The sequence below is a fragment of the Alteromonas sp. KC3 genome (genome assembly GCF_016756315.1).
Lineage (GTDB): Bacteria > Pseudomonadota > Gammaproteobacteria > Enterobacterales > Alteromonadaceae > Alteromonas.
On record NZ_AP024235.1, the window covers coordinates 519897 to 534982 of the forward strand.

General features: G+C 43.7%; 20 protein-coding genes. 6 read left to right on the forward strand and 14 right to left on the reverse strand.

Translation table 11 applies throughout. The features are described from left to right. Positions 1-77: 77 nt before the first annotated feature. Positions 78-1154, forward strand: a complete 1077-nt coding sequence (gene alr, locus JN178_RS02265) for an alanine racemase (RefSeq protein WP_159627262.1) — start codon at positions 78-80, stop codon at positions 1152-1154. A 454-nt stretch (positions 1155-1608) separates the two neighbouring features. Here the strand turns inward: alr and JN178_RS02270 are convergent, their stop codons facing one another. From JN178_RS02270 to JN178_RS02285, 4 genes are all read right to left on the reverse strand, one after another. Continuing rightward, complete coding sequence (locus tag JN178_RS02270; protein ID WP_202263374.1) at positions 1609-2286, reverse strand: YitT family protein; 678 nt, start codon at positions 2284-2286, stop codon at positions 1609-1611. A gap of 191 nt (positions 2287-2477) precedes the next feature. Next, positions 2478-2789 (reverse strand): hypothetical protein, encoded by a 312-nt coding sequence (locus JN178_RS02275; protein WP_159627260.1) that lies wholly within the window; start codon positions 2787-2789, stop codon positions 2478-2480. Positions 2790-2823: 34 nt separating this feature from the next. Then, positions 2824-3210 carry a VOC family protein gene (locus tag JN178_RS02280; protein WP_202263375.1) on the reverse strand — a complete coding sequence of 129 codons (387 nt, stop codon included), beginning with the start codon at positions 3208-3210 and terminating at the stop codon, positions 2824-2826. Between the two features lie 63 nt (positions 3211-3273). Further along, the gene (locus JN178_RS02285; RefSeq protein WP_202263376.1) at positions 3274-3546 is read right to left on the reverse strand and encodes a Rho-binding antiterminator; all 273 of its coding nucleotides are present in this window, start codon (positions 3544-3546) and stop codon (positions 3274-3276) included. A 201-nt stretch (positions 3547-3747) separates the two neighbouring features. Here JN178_RS02285 and JN178_RS02290 point away from each other — a divergent pair, with 201 nt between their 5' ends. From JN178_RS02290 to JN178_RS02305, 4 genes are all read left to right on the forward strand, one after another. After that, positions 3748-4866 carry a hypothetical protein gene (locus JN178_RS02290; protein ID WP_202263377.1) on the forward strand — a complete coding sequence of 373 codons (1119 nt, stop codon included), beginning with the start codon at positions 3748-3750 and terminating at the stop codon, positions 4864-4866. A gap of 18 nt (positions 4867-4884) precedes the next feature. Beyond that, complete coding sequence (locus JN178_RS02295; protein ID WP_202265856.1) at positions 4885-5682, forward strand: substrate-binding periplasmic protein; 798 nt, start codon at positions 4885-4887, stop codon at positions 5680-5682. Positions 5683-5770: 88 nt separating this feature from the next. Beyond that, positions 5771-7090, forward strand: a complete 1320-nt coding sequence (locus tag JN178_RS02300; protein ID WP_202263378.1) for an alginate export family protein — start codon at positions 5771-5773, stop codon at positions 7088-7090. A gap of 171 nt (positions 7091-7261) precedes the next feature. Then, positions 7262-8455 carry an NRAMP family divalent metal transporter gene (locus JN178_RS02305; protein WP_232369753.1) on the forward strand — a complete coding sequence of 398 codons (1194 nt, stop codon included), beginning with the start codon at positions 7262-7264 and terminating at the stop codon, positions 8453-8455. Here the strand turns inward: JN178_RS02305 and glyA are convergent. Beyond that, positions 8448-9710 carry a serine hydroxymethyltransferase gene (glyA, locus tag JN178_RS02310; RefSeq protein ID WP_202263380.1) on the reverse strand — a complete coding sequence of 421 codons (1263 nt, stop codon included), beginning with the start codon at positions 9708-9710 and terminating at the stop codon, positions 8448-8450. The two genes, JN178_RS02305 and glyA, sit on opposite strands and share 8 nt — an antisense overlap. Before the next feature lie 172 nt (positions 9711-9882). On the opposite strand from glyA, the gene JN178_RS02315 reads away from it, so the two are divergent. Next, positions 9883-10740 carry a LysR family transcriptional regulator gene (locus JN178_RS02315; RefSeq protein ID WP_159627254.1) on the forward strand — a complete coding sequence of 286 codons (858 nt, stop codon included), beginning with the start codon at positions 9883-9885 and terminating at the stop codon, positions 10738-10740. Here the strand turns inward: JN178_RS02315 and JN178_RS02320 are convergent. The 9 genes from JN178_RS02320 to JN178_RS02360 form a co-directional block, all read right to left on the reverse strand. Beyond that, positions 10737-11066, reverse strand: a complete 330-nt coding sequence (locus tag JN178_RS02320; RefSeq protein ID WP_159627253.1) for a zinc ribbon domain-containing protein YjdM — start codon at positions 11064-11066, stop codon at positions 10737-10739. The genes JN178_RS02315 and JN178_RS02320 overlap by 4 nt on opposite strands. Positions 11067-11104: 38 nt before the next feature. Beyond that, a complete protein-coding gene (locus JN178_RS02325; RefSeq protein ID WP_232369668.1) occupies positions 11105-11569 on the reverse strand; it encodes a GNAT family N-acetyltransferase in 465 nt (154 codons plus the stop codon). Beyond that, positions 11562-11930, reverse strand: a complete 369-nt coding sequence (locus JN178_RS02330) for a DUF3703 domain-containing protein (RefSeq protein WP_202263381.1) — start codon at positions 11928-11930, stop codon at positions 11562-11564. Before JN178_RS02330 ends, JN178_RS02325 begins: the two co-directional genes overlap by 8 nt. A gap of 40 nt (positions 11931-11970) precedes the next feature. Continuing rightward, positions 11971-12405, reverse strand: coding sequence for an energy transducer TonB (locus tag JN178_RS02335; protein ID WP_202263382.1), 435 nt, complete (start codon positions 12403-12405; stop codon positions 11971-11973). A 134-nt stretch (positions 12406-12539) separates the two neighbouring features. Then, on the reverse strand, positions 12540-12998 hold the full coding sequence (locus JN178_RS02340; RefSeq protein ID WP_202263383.1) for a helix-turn-helix domain-containing protein: 459 nt from the start codon (positions 12996-12998) through the stop codon (positions 12540-12542). A gap of 99 nt (positions 12999-13097) precedes the next feature. Further along, positions 13098-13529 (reverse strand): hypothetical protein, encoded by a 432-nt coding sequence (locus JN178_RS02345; protein ID WP_202263384.1) that lies wholly within the window; start codon positions 13527-13529, stop codon positions 13098-13100. Between the two features lie 131 nt (positions 13530-13660). Further along, a complete protein-coding gene (locus JN178_RS02350) occupies positions 13661-14083 on the reverse strand; it encodes a hypothetical protein (protein WP_202263385.1) in 423 nt (140 codons plus the stop codon). A gap of 79 nt (positions 14084-14162) precedes the next feature. Further along, positions 14163-14561 carry an MAPEG family protein gene (locus JN178_RS02355; RefSeq protein ID WP_202263386.1) on the reverse strand — a complete coding sequence of 133 codons (399 nt, stop codon included), beginning with the start codon at positions 14559-14561 and terminating at the stop codon, positions 14163-14165. A 38-nt stretch (positions 14562-14599) separates the two neighbouring features. Next, a complete protein-coding gene (locus JN178_RS02360) occupies positions 14600-15049 on the reverse strand; it encodes an acyltransferase (RefSeq protein WP_202263387.1) in 450 nt (149 codons plus the stop codon). Positions 15050-15086 lie beyond the last annotated feature (37 nt).

Below are 15086 nucleotides of genomic sequence, written 5' to 3' on the forward strand. Positions count from 1 at the left end.
AGGCACGCTTTTAAGCAACTCATGATACAATTTCGGTTTATCATGTTTAGTTACCCTTTGAAGGAACGTGTTTTTCTGTGAGTCGTCAAACGCAAGCTATTATCCACGCCGATGCGCTTCTACACAACTTTAAGCAGCTTGCGGCCGCTGCGCCTGCTAGCCAATCTATGGCAGTGGTCAAAGCCGACGCTTATGGGCATGGTGCAGTAAATGTGGCGCGTATTCTTCAGCATGTGTCTTCGCGATTTGCGGTGGCAATAATTGAAGAGGCTATTGCGCTTCGCGACGCCGGGATCACAGCCCCTATTGTGGTATTAGAAGGCGCTCATCAAGCAAAAGAGTGCCAAATGGCTTACCAACATAACTGTATTTTGGTTATGCACAGTAAAGCGCAGTTAGCATGGCTTGAGGCTTGTCCTGCCGATAGGCGCCCGCATATTTGGCTAAAAGTAGATAGCGGTATGCACAGGCTAGGCTTTGCGTTAGACGACGTGGCTCAACTTGTCACTACCTATCGCCACTTGCTTAGCGACGAAACCGTTATTGCTACGCATTTTGCTTGTGCCGACGATGTGGACAATGAATTTACTGAACGCCAATTAAGCGCTTTTGAGCGAGTGGTGTTGCCACTCAATTTACCACTGAGCCTAGCGAACTCCCCCGCAACCGTAAATTGGCAGGCTAGCCATGGTCGCTGGAATAGACTTGGTCTTGGCGTATATGGCGGTAAGGTGTCTACGCAGGCACTTACCGATATTACTCTACTTCCAGCTATGACACTGCGAGCAAGTATCTTGGCGGTGCGTGATGTACCTAAAGGAGAAGGTGTGGGTTATGGGCAAACATGGACTGCTGAAAAGCCTAGTCGCATAGCGACAGTGGGTATTGGCTATGCCGACGGTTACCCTCGACATTGTCCTAACGGCACGCCGGTCATGGTAAAAGGGCAACGGGCTAGTTTAGTGGGGCGGGTGTCTATGGATATGATCACCATTGATGTTACGCACATCCCAAAGGTAGAAATTGGTGACATGGTTGAGTTATGGGGAGAGCACGTGTCCATTGACGAAGTAGCGCAATGTGCAGGTACTATCGATTACGAACTCATGACACGCGTTTCTCAGCGCGTTCCCCGCATCGTGAAATATCTTTAGTCTAATACCATTAATTATTGTTAAGCATTGATGCTAGAGACAAAAGTAAAAGTCTATAGCCTTCAATGATCTAAGTCATGCATGCCACTTTGCACTCCCTCTATATACAATTTTATAAAGCACTATTCACCAAAAGAATGAGACGAAACCCTACCAGTTGAGTCTATACTGGTGATGCTTGGTAACAGGATTGCGGTGAATGTTTCACCTTCAACTGCGCTGAGCAACACTCATAAGTGAGGTTTGTATGCGTACTTCGTTTTCTCGTCCTAGAGTAAATCGTGGAGTAGTAAGTCGACCGTCTAGACCCGTTCAGAAGAAGCAATAGTCACTGGTTTTCGACGTTTAAAAGATACAAATGAGAGATACAAAAAAGCCCGATGCACCTAGGTGTCATCGGGCTTTTTATTTTTATTCATCTAGTCAACATTGCTAGTTACATGACGTTACGCCATTACCCGTTTTGAGGGTGCATGTCGGTCTCTAAATTATCATGCTGTGGTGACACTGTTTGTGCCTGCTGCTTTTCTACCTGATTGGGAAAGTAGCGCTCAGGACGGTGGTTAAGTGAAATAACCATGTTCAAACAGAACGCCGCCAAAATTGAGATAAGCACCAAATGCCACTGAATGAAGAACAGGGCACAAAGCAAAATACTGGTGTCTACGGTAAGTTGAAATGTACCTGCGCGAATATTAAAGCGTTGTTGTAAATAGAACGCCATAATGCCAACGCCACCCAAGCTTGAGCTATGACGAAACATAATAAGCATACCGACCCCAATTAAAATGCCACCGAACACAGCCGCAAAAAATGGGTTCACATGGCTGATGTCCACAAACGCTGGGATTTGTTCAGTCAGCACCGATACCGTGGTAACGGAAATAAACGTGTTTAACGTAAACCGTTTACTAATTTGTGTCCACGCTAGGGTATAAAACGGCAGATTAATTAAGAAGAACAGTAATCCGAAATTCATATCTACGGCATAGGTACCCAATAGCGCAAGTCCCGCGGCACCGCCTACCATTAAATCTTGAGATTGAAAAAGAAACACGCCAAACGCAACAAACAAGCCTGCGCTTACCAGGGCGAAAACATCCTCGATGACACTATGTTTGATTTTTTGCATAGGAAAAAGTTTGCGTTAAGAAGACACAGCGTAATTATACGTTTACAGCACAAAGGGTTACAGCAATGGGGAAAGTTAACTAAGGGCGATGACAAGCAGATGGTAAGTTTGCCTTTACGACTTTTAGCACACCAGTGAATGAGGTGTTGCAGTGATGTAAACGTTGCACCAAAAGGGTTCGTTACAGCTCTTTACTCGACTATCGAGAATACCACTATGTCTTGTTTATTAAACTGAACACTGCACTGCATATACCCTAAATGAAGGGGGCTATACGCTTCAATCTTGCTACCATTTGCTATAAAGGTGGTGTCCCAAATGAGAAGATTGGCCGTATCTAGCTGGCGTAAAACACTTTTTTTAGACACGCCAGGCGTAAAGTTATCACATAAGTAGATAACCTCTTTACGCGCTTCAATCCAGTAAAACGTGGTAGTAATTAGCAGAGCAATAGCGGCAACAGCCACAATATCAGCAATGATTGAGCGCTTCATAGCATGCACTAGATGTCTCCTCTACAACGGATAACCCTATCCCTTACGCACTTTGAATGAGATCCCATTTGTTGCCATAGCGGTCTTTAAAGATGGCGACGGTGCCATAGACCTCTTCTCTAGGGGTTTCCAAAAATGTTACACCGTTTTGTTCAAGGTGCTTATGATCACGCCAAAAATCGTCGGTGTTTAAAATAAGAAATACCTTATCTGCAGCCTGGCAACCAATGAGAGCGCGTTCTTTTTCAGAATTCGCTTTTGCCAGGAGTAAACTGGTACTGCTTTGTGGCGGCGTAACCAATACAAATCGACTATCTTCACCGGTTACTTTATCTTCCGTCAGTGTGCACTGCATTACATCAGTAAAGTACGCAATGGCACTGTCGTAATCATCAACAAAAAAAGTAATAGCAGCAACGTGTTGTGTCATAGTTATACTCAAAAATAAAGCGAAGCGAAATAGCGTAAGCACTTTAGCGCAGCGTTGCTGCGATTAAAAGTGTACTACGTCGAAGTGTGGATTTTCTGTGATTGCACTAAGGGTTGTCAGTTTAGAAATGACAATGTATTGAATGCCTTTATCGTCAGCCGTGTCTATCATTAAACACTCTTGGGCAACGCCCTGTATCTGCTTTATAGCAGTATTAAGTGCTTTTCCTGTCACGGTATTTCCGTCTTTCAACGTGGCAGCAACGTGCAGCTGGTACATACAGGCTATTTCAATATAGTCGTATAAGTGGCAGGCAATAGTTTCGCTTTTTTCCATTTTTCAAATGATCTTTTTGTAAGGTTTGCTCAGTAACCAAAGTACCGAAGGAATAATCCTAGTGTGGTACAACCTACTACGTTAGCGGGAATTTTTACAAGCTGCACCACTGCTCATACATCTTAAACGATGTCGTCCCATGATAGATATAGAGTGCGCTTTTACAAAAGGGTTCCCACTCAAATAAACACAGGAAGCGTTATGAGAAAGCTACTCCCCGCATTTGCTTTGGCCTTGTTCTCATTCTGCGCGGTAAGTACTGCGTGGGCAGATGAGTTGCCTTTTAACCTTACCGGACACGCAAGGGTTAACTACGGTCATCAAGACTGGCAGCTACCAGAATTTAGAGATGGATTTGAATTTGAGTCATTTAAGCTGGGTGTGTCGGGCGATACCGATAAATTTAGCTACAAAGCTGAATACCGCTGGTATGAGAATGTCGACTTTAATACCGTACGTTTTGCTGATTTGACCTACCATTACGACGAGCGCACGGACATTACTGCAGGCATTACACAAACACCGTTTGGTCTACAGCCCTTTGCGAGTAATAACTTCTGGTTTTCGGTCAATTACTACCTAGGTTTTGAAGATGACTACGACGCGGGTATAAAGATAAATCATCAACGCGGCGACTGGGACTTTCAAGCGGCGTATTTCATGAACGACGAATACAACGACGCAGCGAAGTTTTCACGATATTCATTTGATGTTGCCGATGACGGTGAGTATCGAAACCAAGAAGATGGTCAATACAACTTACGCGCAAATTATTCAGCCAGCTTTATTCGGGGTGCGACAACCGATATCGGAGTGTCTTATCAATACGGTAATATTCTTAACTTAGATACCCTTGATGATGGAGACATGAACGCTTACGCGGTCCACCTTCGTCATACTCAGGGAAATGTAAAAGTAGAGTTGCAATATATTGATTACGAATACGACTTAGCTGTGCCAGAAGGGCAGGCTGACGATCGTATAGCGCTATCAGCGTTCACTTTTCCTTTCTTGGCAGCCGCCGATGGTGAAACGTATTCAGCAAACTTTGTTTATTCGGTGCCTTACCAATTTGATCATATAGAGTCTGTCACTTGTTATTCAGAATTTAGCGCAGCTAAAGGGCAGGATGCCTCAGGCAAGCGTTCATCGCAGTGGATTAATGGATGTAGCTTTGGTTGGAGCAAATTGTTTGTGTATGTCGACAGCATTCAAGGTAAGAATATGTGGTTTTCAGGTGGCCCTGGAGTAGGACTCGACTTAGATGGTAGAGAAAAAACAACCCATCGGTTAAACATTAACCTTGGTATTTACTTTTAGGGGCATTTCAACATGATCATAAGAACACTTTTACTTGCGACCTTGTTTCTTGCATTTGTGCCTATGCAAAGTGCTGCACATGCATGGAAGAAGCTTAAAATAGCCACTGCAGAATACGCTCCCTACACGTCAACCGATATGCAGCACGACGGTTATATCAATCATATTATTGCTGACGCTTTTTTGGAAACTGGCGTGGTAGTAGAGTTTGTGTCATTACCATGGGATGACGCGTTAGAGGCAACACTGCGTGGCGACTACGACGCATTGTCGTATGGTAACTTTGTACGATCACGCGAAAAGGAATTTCACCACTCAGCGCCAATCAGTGCTGAGAGCTTGGTATTTTATACTCACACTAACAGTGGTTTAAAAACCTGGCAGACATTAGACGATTTAGCGTCGCTTAAAATGGGCATAACCGAAGGCTACTTATACAACGACGAACTATCGGCTTTTATCAAAAATAACAACAACATTGTTAAGTTTAAGAGCGATAAAGAGAGTCTCGAGGCGCTAATAGCCGGTGAAATTGATGTGTTCCCTATTGATGAATTGACGGGGTGGTATTTGTTGGAGCGCGAATTTACCAGCGCCGAGCGCAGACAAGTGTCACTTGTTAAGCCATTTATTTCTACCGTAACCACCCACCTATTAGTCCCCAAAGGCGATACCGACAGTCAGCTTATCTTGTCGTTATTCAACAAAGGGCTTGAAGAGCTAACACTTGATGGAAAGTTAACTCGCTTTAAGCGTTTGTTGAAGGAAGGGTACTATCAGCACCCTGAGAAAAAAGTGAACTATGACCGACGTTAGCGTGGGTAAAAATGAGTAAAAAAGCGCGGTGTTTATTCATCAATTAACGATATACTGTTGTTATTATGTATAAATTAGTTGGCATTTAATGCACCGCACTTTTGGTTTTATTCCGCTTTGTCTTCTTACTCTTCTTTTACCTTTGCATGCACACGCGAAAAGTGACGAGGTTAACGTTGATGTCTCGGGCTCTTTTCGAGTGCGTTACGAGTCACTGAATAACCCTATTTTTCCGGCCCAACGAGAGCAACGTTCGCAAAGTAATCAGCGTTTATCAACGCGACTTGTCTTAGCAACACAGGTGTCTTACAAAAATATCAGCGCCACACTTGAGGTAAGAGATTCGCGTGCGTTTCTTGATGAGAATGACCCTACTTTATCGTCTAATCAGGTAAACACGTTAGAGCCAGTTCAGATGTTTGCCACATACAAACCGTTTGTGTCGCCAGCCAATAGTGATGACGTTGGTCAGGTTTTTGCCATATTTGCAATAAAAGCTGGGCGTATGGAGCTTGATTATGGCAGCCGACGATTATTGGCAAAAACTATCTACCGCAATGCGACTAACAGCTACGATGGTGTAGTTGTCGAGGGCAAGCTTTTCGATTGGAATGTCAATGGTGTGTACTTGTTACCCGTAACACGATTACCGGGTGATAGCGAAAGTATTGATGGCAACGAGCGAGCGTTTGACAAAAGCTTTAGTGAGCGAAAGTTATTTGGCGTATACGCAACATCTGCGGACAAAAATCTAAAGCTACAGAGCTATTGGTTTAAAGAAGATGATAGCGACACGCTGGCTACTCGAAACCGCGATTTATATACCTTGTCGGTTGATTATACCGCTGCTTTCGCAGACGGCTGGAAAGCGAACGGCGAACTGATAGGTCAGGTAGGGCATGCTCATGAAACTGCCGCGCCAGATGATATAACGCAAAAAGATGTGTCTGCGTACTTGGTATTTGGCTATTTGGGAAAGAAAATTACTGACAGCACATTTTTACGCGCTGAGTTTGATTACATTAGCGGCGATAACGATACTACTGACGATACTATTTCAAACTTCGATAGTTTATATGGTGTCAGGCGTTTTGATTTCGGCCCCACTGATGTGTATCAAGGGATGCCACGCAGGAACCTAAAAACAGTTGGGCTTCGAAGTGTGTCTACCTTTGGCTCTCAGCATAACCTTTTGCTGGGCTACAAAGCGTATTGGTATAACAAAGCACCGCAAAACGTAGATAGTTTTATTGGCCATCAGGTAGAAGCGCGATGGCGCTATCAGGTTTTACCTTCATTGCGGTTGTCACTTGGCGGGGCCTACCTTTTCAAAGGTGATGGCTTTAAACGAGGAGACTACAGTGACAACAGTGCATTTATGTTTACTGGGGCGCTATACACCTTTTAGACATTGTCTACTACACCACAGATATAGCGGCTTTTCTGCTCGCGTTTAACCTGATAAGGTGGCATTCGGCTTTTTCATTGTCATCAAGAGGTTAGAGTGGAGTCTGGGGTTCAGTTGTCATTGTATGCGCGATGTATCGCATGGTTAAAGTTATTGGGCCCTGGTGTGCTGATGGCAACAGCCGCGGTAGGCGGCAGTCACTTAGTGGCATCTACCCAAGCTGGCGCAAAGTTTGGCTGGCAACTGGCTTTACTGATCCTCTTGGTAAACGTACTTAAATACCCCTTTTTTAGAGCGGGCGTAAGCTACACCATTAGTACAAAGCAAACCCTGCAGCAAGGTTACCTTAAAATGGGTAAGCGCTATCTGGGCTTAGCGTTAGGGCTAAATAGTCTGGCGTCTGTCGTGAACTCAGCTGCGTTACTGCTATTTGCAGCCAGCTTATTGTCATACTTTATTCCTTTCGACATGGCCATCACGCTATCGTCATCACTAGTGCTTGGGCTTATTTTAGCTATTTTATTGGCTGGGCACTTCGAAGGGCTCGACAATATTGCTAAAGCGATTATGGGTGTACTTGTCTTAGCAACGGTTGCCGTATTCATTGTGGCCTTAGTTAATTATGACGGCACCAAAGTGCCAGCAAACCCGCCTTCACCTTACACTATAGCGAGCTTGGGTTTTTTGGTTGTGACTATGGGCTGGATGCCAGCGCCTATTGAAATTTCATCAATTACATCGCTTTGGTTAAAGCGCCAATGCACTAACACGGCAGTTACGCCCAAATCAGCGCTGTTTGATTTTAATTTAGGTTATGGCGTTACAGCACTGCTTGCGCTGTTGTTCTTAGGCTTAGGCGCGCTAATTTTATACGGTAGCGATACACCACTAAGTACAGGCGGCATCGGGTTCTCGCATCAGCTTATCAGCATGTATTCATCGACCATAGGGCAATGGGCGCACTGGCTAATTGCACTCGTTGCTTTTCTATGTATTTTCGGCTCGGCGCTTACCGTGTATGACGGTTACGCACGCGTGGTGGCAGAGGCTATCACCTTGTTACGCAACAACGACAAAAAGGCGCGCAACGCATTAGTCACGCCAGTACTGCTTGTTATGGCATTAGTCAGTTTTGTCATTGTAATGTTCTTTAAATCAGCGTTACTTGCCATGTTGGGGTTTGCCATGACACTAGCGTTTGTTACCACGCCTGTGTTTGCATGGCTCAATCATAAATTGGTGCAGCAAACTGCACTTCATCAAGACGCAGCGCCAAGTAGGTTTGTCCAAGCCCTTAGCTATGTGGGGCTTATCTACCTATTTGGCTTTCTGCTGGTCTTTATTGGCTGGAAATGGTTTAGCTGATTGACGCGTAAACCGGGCGAGCTGCCGTAATACTCGCTACGCTGTCTTTAACGCGTGCTACTACCGATGGATCGTTGGGCGATTCAAGTACATCACAAATCCAGTTTGCCAGCTGCGTGCAGTCATCTTCTGAAAAATTGCGCGATGTTACCGCCGGAGTACCAATGCGAATGCCGCTGGTCACAAACGGCGATTGTGGGTCGTTTGGTACCGTGTTCTTATTTACGGTGATATTAACACCATTGAGTATGGCATCGGCCTCTTTACCGGTAAGCCCTTTGTTAATTAGGCTAAGTAAAAACATATGGTTGTCAGTACCATTTGATACAACCTCGAAGCCTCTTTCCATAAAGACTTTTGCCATTGCTTGTGCATTGGTTACCACTTGTTTTTGGTAAATTCTGAATTCTGCCGACATCGCTTCTTTAAGTGCCACAGCTTTTGCCGCAATAACATGCATCAGCGGTCCGCCTTGTATTCCAGGGAAGATTAATGAATTAAATTTCTTCTCTAGTTCTGGGTTCGCTTTACACATAATGAGACCACCGCGAGGGCCTCGAAGTGTTTTATGCGTTGTGGTGGTCACAACATGCGCCGCATTAATCGGTGACGGGTACACGCCAGCAGCAACCAAGCCCGCTACGTGCGCCATATCAACCAACAGGTAAGCCCCCACACTGTCGGCAATATCTCTGAAACGCTGCCAATCAACTATACGTGAATATGCAGAGAAGCCTGCCACTATCATTTTGGGTTGATGCTCGTGCGCTAAGGCTTGTACTTGCTCGTAGTCTATTTCGCCTGTCTCAGTATTAAGCCCATATTGAATGGCGTTATACAGCTTGCCTGAAAAGTTAGGCTTGGCACCGTGGGTTAAATGTCCGCCATGATCAAGGCTCAATCCAAGAATGGTATCACCTGGGTTTAGCAGTGCCATGTAAACGGCAGTGTTAGCTTGCGAACCTGAATGGGGTTGTACGTTCACATAATCAGCCTCAAACAACGCTTTTGCTCTATCAATGGCAAGTTGCTCTACCTTATCGACTGCTTCACAGCCGCCGTAATAACGCTTGGCAGGGTAACCTTCAGCATATTTATTGGTGAGTTGGCTTCCTTGTGCTTGCATTACCGCACGACTGGTATAGTTCTCCGATGCGATAAGCTCGATATGATGTTCTTGGCGAGTATCTTCTTGTGCAATAAATTCGGCAATATCTGGGTCGATGTCGCTCAAGTTGTGGTTAAGGTTGTTCATTCTTGCTCCCGATTTTTACAGCGCTGTGACCTTTGTTTTAGAGAAACACTGGTCGGTACGCCTTACTTGTTGTGTAAATCGATAGTAGAAGTCGAAAAAGAATAAATAAAATTAATAAAAAATATGGCATCATAACTTTATTAAATGTGTGCCTGATGAACTTGTGCCGACTATGAAAAATTTGTCCATCGATTTTTTACGCTCTTTTGTGATCATTGCCCAAACGGGTAGCTACACACAATGTGCTGAACAGCTTCAGCGCACGCAGCCTGCTATCAGTTTACAAATCAAAAAATTAGAAGAAATGGTGGGAGAAAAATTGTTTTCCCGCGATAAGAACAAATTGTCGCTGACAGTGGCAGGCAGCAAGCTTCTTGCCTATGGCGAGAAAATGGTAGCGCTTAACGATCAAGCCATGGCAGAGTTTGGCAAGCCGCAAGTGACTGGCAATATTCGACTGGGGATCCCAAGCGAGTTTTCGACAATTTTGATGCCAAAGATCATTCGTCGATTTACACAAACCTATCCTGAAATCTCGCTAGAAGTACACTGCGCGTTAAGTAAAGACTTACTTAGCGAGCCACTAAAAAGCCAGTTTGACTTGATTTTATCATTGCAAGAAACCCCAGATCCTCAACAAGATGGTTACATTACAACCGACCAATTGGTGTGGGTGGGCAGTCAGCGATTCGTAAATAGCATTCCACATAAGTTACCGCTCATTGCAGCACCTAATCCATGTACCTATCGTAAACGCGCAATTAACTTACTTAGCGCCGCGAAAAAACCATGGCAGGTGGTGTATACCATTGCCGATCTAAATGGTATCCAAACGGCAATCAATGAAGGGCTGGGTATTACGGTGTTGGCAAAAAGTTCAGTACCACCCGGTTTACATATTTTACCGAGTTCAGCTGACTTGCCAGAACTCGGTCATATGGGGGTGTGTTTGGTTAACCCTCAAAAAGTAACTTCAAAAGCCATCAGTTTGTTGGCCGACACCATCATTAATGAGGTTGCTAATTTTTAGGCTTTCTTAACAAATTGAGCCGTTAGCATCATTTCGCCAGCGCCGTCCACTTTGCAATCTAGCTGGTGGTCTTTACCTTCTTTTACGTGACGAATAACGGCTTTAGTCCCAATTTTCAAAATAAGAGAGCTACCTTTAACTTTGAGATCTTTAGCCAACGTGATTTTGTCGCCAGCAACCAACGGCGTGCCATTAGCGTCGTTAGCCGAGACTTCCTCTTCTACGTCATTTGGATTCCACTCGTGACCGCACTCTGGACAAATAAGCAGAGCTTGATCTTCATAAACGTATTCAGACTGACAATGAGGGCAAGGAGGTAACGACATAATAAATTTCTCGATGGTGGCAACTAAGTGCCAATTTTCTAAAGGGCCCGGGTCATAAAGTGACTGTTTGGATCTAGTGTGTAATGGCTAAAAGGCCCACAGTCTTCAAACTGAAATTTTCTGTATAGTTGACGGGCGGCAGAAAAATAATCCTGAGTGCCTGTTTCTAAACTAACCGAGCTAAACCCCGCTATTTTCGCATGTTCTAAGGCAAAAAGTAATAGTTGCGACGCAACGCCTTGCCCTCTAAAGGCCCTTGAGGTTCGCATAGACTTAAGCTCGCAGTCGGTAGAATTGAGGGCTTTAATGGCAACGCAGCCTGCTAAATCTTTACCTATCCACCCACTGAAAAACGTAATGTTATCAGCTTTTAGTGCCTGTACATCTAGCGCATGAACGCTTTCTGGTGGTGAAGTAGCAAACATATCCGCTAAATGTTCTTCAAGTAACGCGATAACTTCACCGCCAGAAAGGTCATCAATTTTTATGAATAGCTTAGTCACTGTGTTGCTGCGCCCGCGTAATTTTTCGTTGCAGCGCTGGCGCAATAGGTAAGCGCTTAAACGGGCTAATATTGCTTCCGCCAGTGTTCCCCGCAGGTACTAAACCAAAAGCGGTTTTGCTTGCTGCGCCTAATATGCGAACAACTTGACCAAATACCTCTGACATGTTGTGTTGCTTAATACCCCACTTCAACATTAAGGCATGGGTGTAAACGTGCCAGCGGGTTGATGACTGTCCTAAAACATGCGCATTTTCCAAGTGGATAAACGCGGCGTGATATTGTTTGCGCTGTTCTAACTGTTTAGCTACCGCAACTTCACGTAATACCGAAAAGGCAATATGTTTTGAAAAGGAACTCATAGTGTTCTCTCATGTAGTGACAGCGTGCTGCCACATTATATTATTCGCAGGCAAGCTGTGTTTGGGCTTTGCATTGTGCTTCAACACTTTCAGATGACTCGCGGTTCATACAAAAATCGAGTCTAACTAGCTTTTGCTCATTCGCCTTAGCTTTACCTTCAATTACCTTCCAGTCCCATCCCTTGATAAGTTTTTTTACCGGTTTGAAGTGCTTCGCTTCAGGCAAAGAAGATACCAGCTCAAGGTTTTTTACTTTACCTTCTTCTGTTACATCAAACTTAAAGACGCTACATCCACGAACACTTTTCATTGCCATGGCTTTAGGGGAGCGCGGCATCACCTGCTTTTCTCTTTCCCATATACGCTCTGCTTTCTCAGGCGATAAGTGTGTAATTTCAACTGCACCAAAAACATCTACGGCGTGCACATTGAATGACAATAGGGTAAAGACTGATGCTAAAAAGGCATACTTCATTATTCGCTCCTTGAATTTATGCGTATTATCTAAACTTGAAAAACCGTGCTGCGCATACCGTACACTCAACTGTTGTGTAGTAAGGGTAAGACTGCACAGCATTCACTTTAGCAAAGTGGTTTCGTTTTTCAAACTTATTGCTGCAAGGTGGTATGCCAGATTTGGTATTTGTCACCTTGCCATTTAAGTAAGGTAAATAGGTAAGCTGTTGCTAACATCAAAAGCCCTCCAGCTAACGATGGTTCGTTAATAAAGCCGAAACAGCAAAAGCAAAATCCAAAGATGTGGCAAGTCACCTCGATACGCACTGCGGTAGCTCTAGCAGGGTTTAACTTTAAGAAGTTAATTGCAAACCATATTTTTAAGAAAAGTGGTAACGCTTTCCAGTTATCTGAACGTTTATCCATTTTTAAACTCTCCTGATTAAGGGTATCAATATCCACATTAAGTGCTGCAGCAAGGCATTTCTGAGACTCAATACTGGCATTCGCGCCACTTTCAATACGTTGAATGGTTCTGACATTCAGACCAGACATTTGTGCAAGTTGTTCTTGCGACAAGCGTTGGCTAATTCTTAGTTGTTTGAGAATCATTACGTACCTCCTGTGTGCTTACTTAGGAGAGTAGGGGAATTCGTATAAAGTCGGGCACGAAAGTAGCCCGACATTTACACGACAGTGTTGTTTTATTGGTTAATTATCTTCTTCGTATAGAAAATCTAACGAATCTAAGAAAATCATAGAGTTTATTTTCCAGATATCTACAGGCTTATAAAAATCGACCTGCCAGTAAATAGCATGCTTTTCAAACTTGTGAAGGTAATAGAATCGGATAAACGAATCACCAATACGCTCCTTTTTTATAAACTCTTTAGACAAGGGTTTACCAAAACGCTGAGCAATCATTGGCCATTGTTGTGTGATTTGATTTGCCATACCGTCAACTTCAACGGGCGGAAGCGGCCAATAAGGTTTGGCTGCATTTAAGCCTTCTTCAAACTCTCCGGCCACAAAGTGATCAAGTAATCTATCAGAAAATTGGCGTGCTTCTTCTTCAGTCTTAAAGCCTTCTGCAAGTGCTGAAACCGAGAAAAAGAGTGCGATAAAAACAGTAAATAGTTTCAAAGGTTACTCCCTGTAAATGTTTATATTATTGGTAACATAGCTAATGTCGCAGCGCAAAGCGCAGTAAAAACATACCGCAAAAATCTACTGCTGCACAGTGAAAACATCAATCTTAAAATGTGTTACATGTACTATAGGTTTCGCTGTTTTTTTGCGAGATATACAGCAAGTAATAGTGTGGGCGCGATGTTAGCCATAAACAAAGAAAGGCTATACGTCACATCATGTGAACGCAAAAGTACATTTGGCAGGAATGACAGCATCAAAAATACAAAAGGAGATACCAGCACTAGGTGGTTTACGCTAGCTTCAAATTGTTTTGCTAATACGCTGATTAATGCATACGCTATCGCAAGGGGTATTCCGATAGTGATGGTATTAACAAGTGTTAACCCCAAGGTACTAGATAAAGAAACCAGCGGTGTTAACAGCGCTTTGGGAATGGCAATTGCCGCGCCAAAACCAATAATATTTACCGCTAAAAAAGCAAATAAAACGCCCATCAACAAGCTACTTGCATATTTGACAACTGCGCTGTTTTTAACAAATTCCATTTTTATACTCCTAAGACGTTATAGCGACAAACGGTACGCGATACTTTGTATTATCATAGCTTGCTTTTTGCCAAATAACTCAAAATAAGACAGGGAAAGACACTGTCCACATTGCCAGTACCGCAACAAAATTGATCATAAATGCTATGCCACGTAATCGAATACTGGTTCCACATATTTGCACTATGCTGTGAACGACACGGCCAAACACAAATAACCAAGCGAGACTAAGTAAAATCGCGCTTATCGGCGTATTCGAACAGTACAGAATGACACACAAAATATGAAAGAAAACGGGCCATTCAAATTGATTAGAAAGATTGGCACTGATTTTAGGCTGAATGTGTGCAAATGGACTTGAACCATCTGGCCTTGAACCTAAACCCCAAATGGCTGGCGCTCTTGCAATGGTAAGACACCCATAAAGCAAGGTGCACCACGTAAGGTGCGCATAAACAGGTAGAAGAATGCTATCCATTCGCAATGTTATCCTTATTGCCTAGCTCTAACACAAGCTTAAGCATACATACCTTCTATTAAGTACGTTGTGCATAAGCTTACAACAATGATTAGCATGTTGAGTGTTGCCCTTATAGACCAAGCAGCGCGTCCGTATGCAATACCTAATTTAGAAAAGGCAATTACAACCAACCCCATCAAACCAAACCAAGGTGTAAAAAAGACAATCGCTTTCAGCTTAACAAGAGACACCGCAACATCATGTAAAGCGCCACTGACAAGAAATGTAACCAACACAGCAAGTGTGTTAGGCAATATTTGATTGAGTGGCCTCATTACATTTCGGGATAAATAATAGCTCCAAATAGGGTTCCAATAGTGCCAAAACAGCGGGAAAGACTTTGCGCCCAACGCACGGTAAAGCATATTTCTCATTGAATGCTTTGAACCTAGCGGCACCCCAGTGCGTCTTTTAACGTATTGTGAAAGCGTTATTGCGCTATGCATAATTATTCCGAGTATTTGGTATTACCCCACCTATAGC

Coding starts and splice junctions, on each gene's coding strand:
- JN178_RS02270 (WP_202263374.1), bottom strand. CDS start 2,286: ATGCAAAAAATCAAACATAGTGTCATCGAGGATGTTTTCGCCCTGGTA.
- JN178_RS02280 (WP_202263375.1), bottom strand. CDS start 3,210: ATGACACAACACGTTGCTGCTATTACTTTTTTTGTTGATGATTACGAC.
- JN178_RS02285 (WP_202263376.1), bottom strand. CDS start 3,546: ATGGAAAAAAGCGAAACTATTGCCTGCCACTTATACGACTATATTGAA.
- JN178_RS02290 (WP_202263377.1), top strand. CDS start 3,748: ATGAGAAAGCTACTCCCCGCATTTGCTTTGGCCTTGTTCTCATTCTGC.
- JN178_RS02300 (WP_202263378.1), top strand. CDS start 5,771: ATGCACCGCACTTTTGGTTTTATTCCGCTTTGTCTTCTTACTCTTCTT.
- JN178_RS02305 (WP_232369753.1), top strand. CDS start 7,262: ATGGCAACAGCCGCGGTAGGCGGCAGTCACTTAGTGGCATCTACCCAA.
- glyA (WP_202263380.1), bottom strand. CDS start 9,710: ATGAACAACCTTAACCACAACTTGAGCGACATCGACCCAGATATTGCC.
- JN178_RS02315 (WP_159627254.1), top strand. CDS start 9,883: ATGAAAAATTTGTCCATCGATTTTTTACGCTCTTTTGTGATCATTGCC.
- JN178_RS02320 (WP_159627253.1), bottom strand. CDS start 11,066: ATGTCGTTACCTCCTTGCCCTCATTGTCAGTCTGAATACGTTTATGAA.
- JN178_RS02330 (WP_202263381.1), bottom strand. CDS start 11,930: ATGAGTTCCTTTTCAAAACATATTGCCTTTTCGGTATTACGTGAAGTT.
- JN178_RS02335 (WP_202263382.1), bottom strand. CDS start 12,405: ATGAAGTATGCCTTTTTAGCATCAGTCTTTACCCTATTGTCATTCAAT.
- JN178_RS02340 (WP_202263383.1), bottom strand. CDS start 12,998: ATGATTCTCAAACAACTAAGAATTAGCCAACGCTTGTCGCAAGAACAA.
- JN178_RS02350 (WP_202263385.1), bottom strand. CDS start 14,083: ATGGAATTTGTTAAAAACAGCGCAGTTGTCAAATATGCAAGTAGCTTG.
- JN178_RS02355 (WP_202263386.1), bottom strand. CDS start 14,561: ATGGATAGCATTCTTCTACCTGTTTATGCGCACCTTACGTGGTGCACC.
- JN178_RS02360 (WP_202263387.1), bottom strand. CDS start 15,049: ATGCATAGCGCAATAACGCTTTCACAATACGTTAAAAGACGCACTGGG.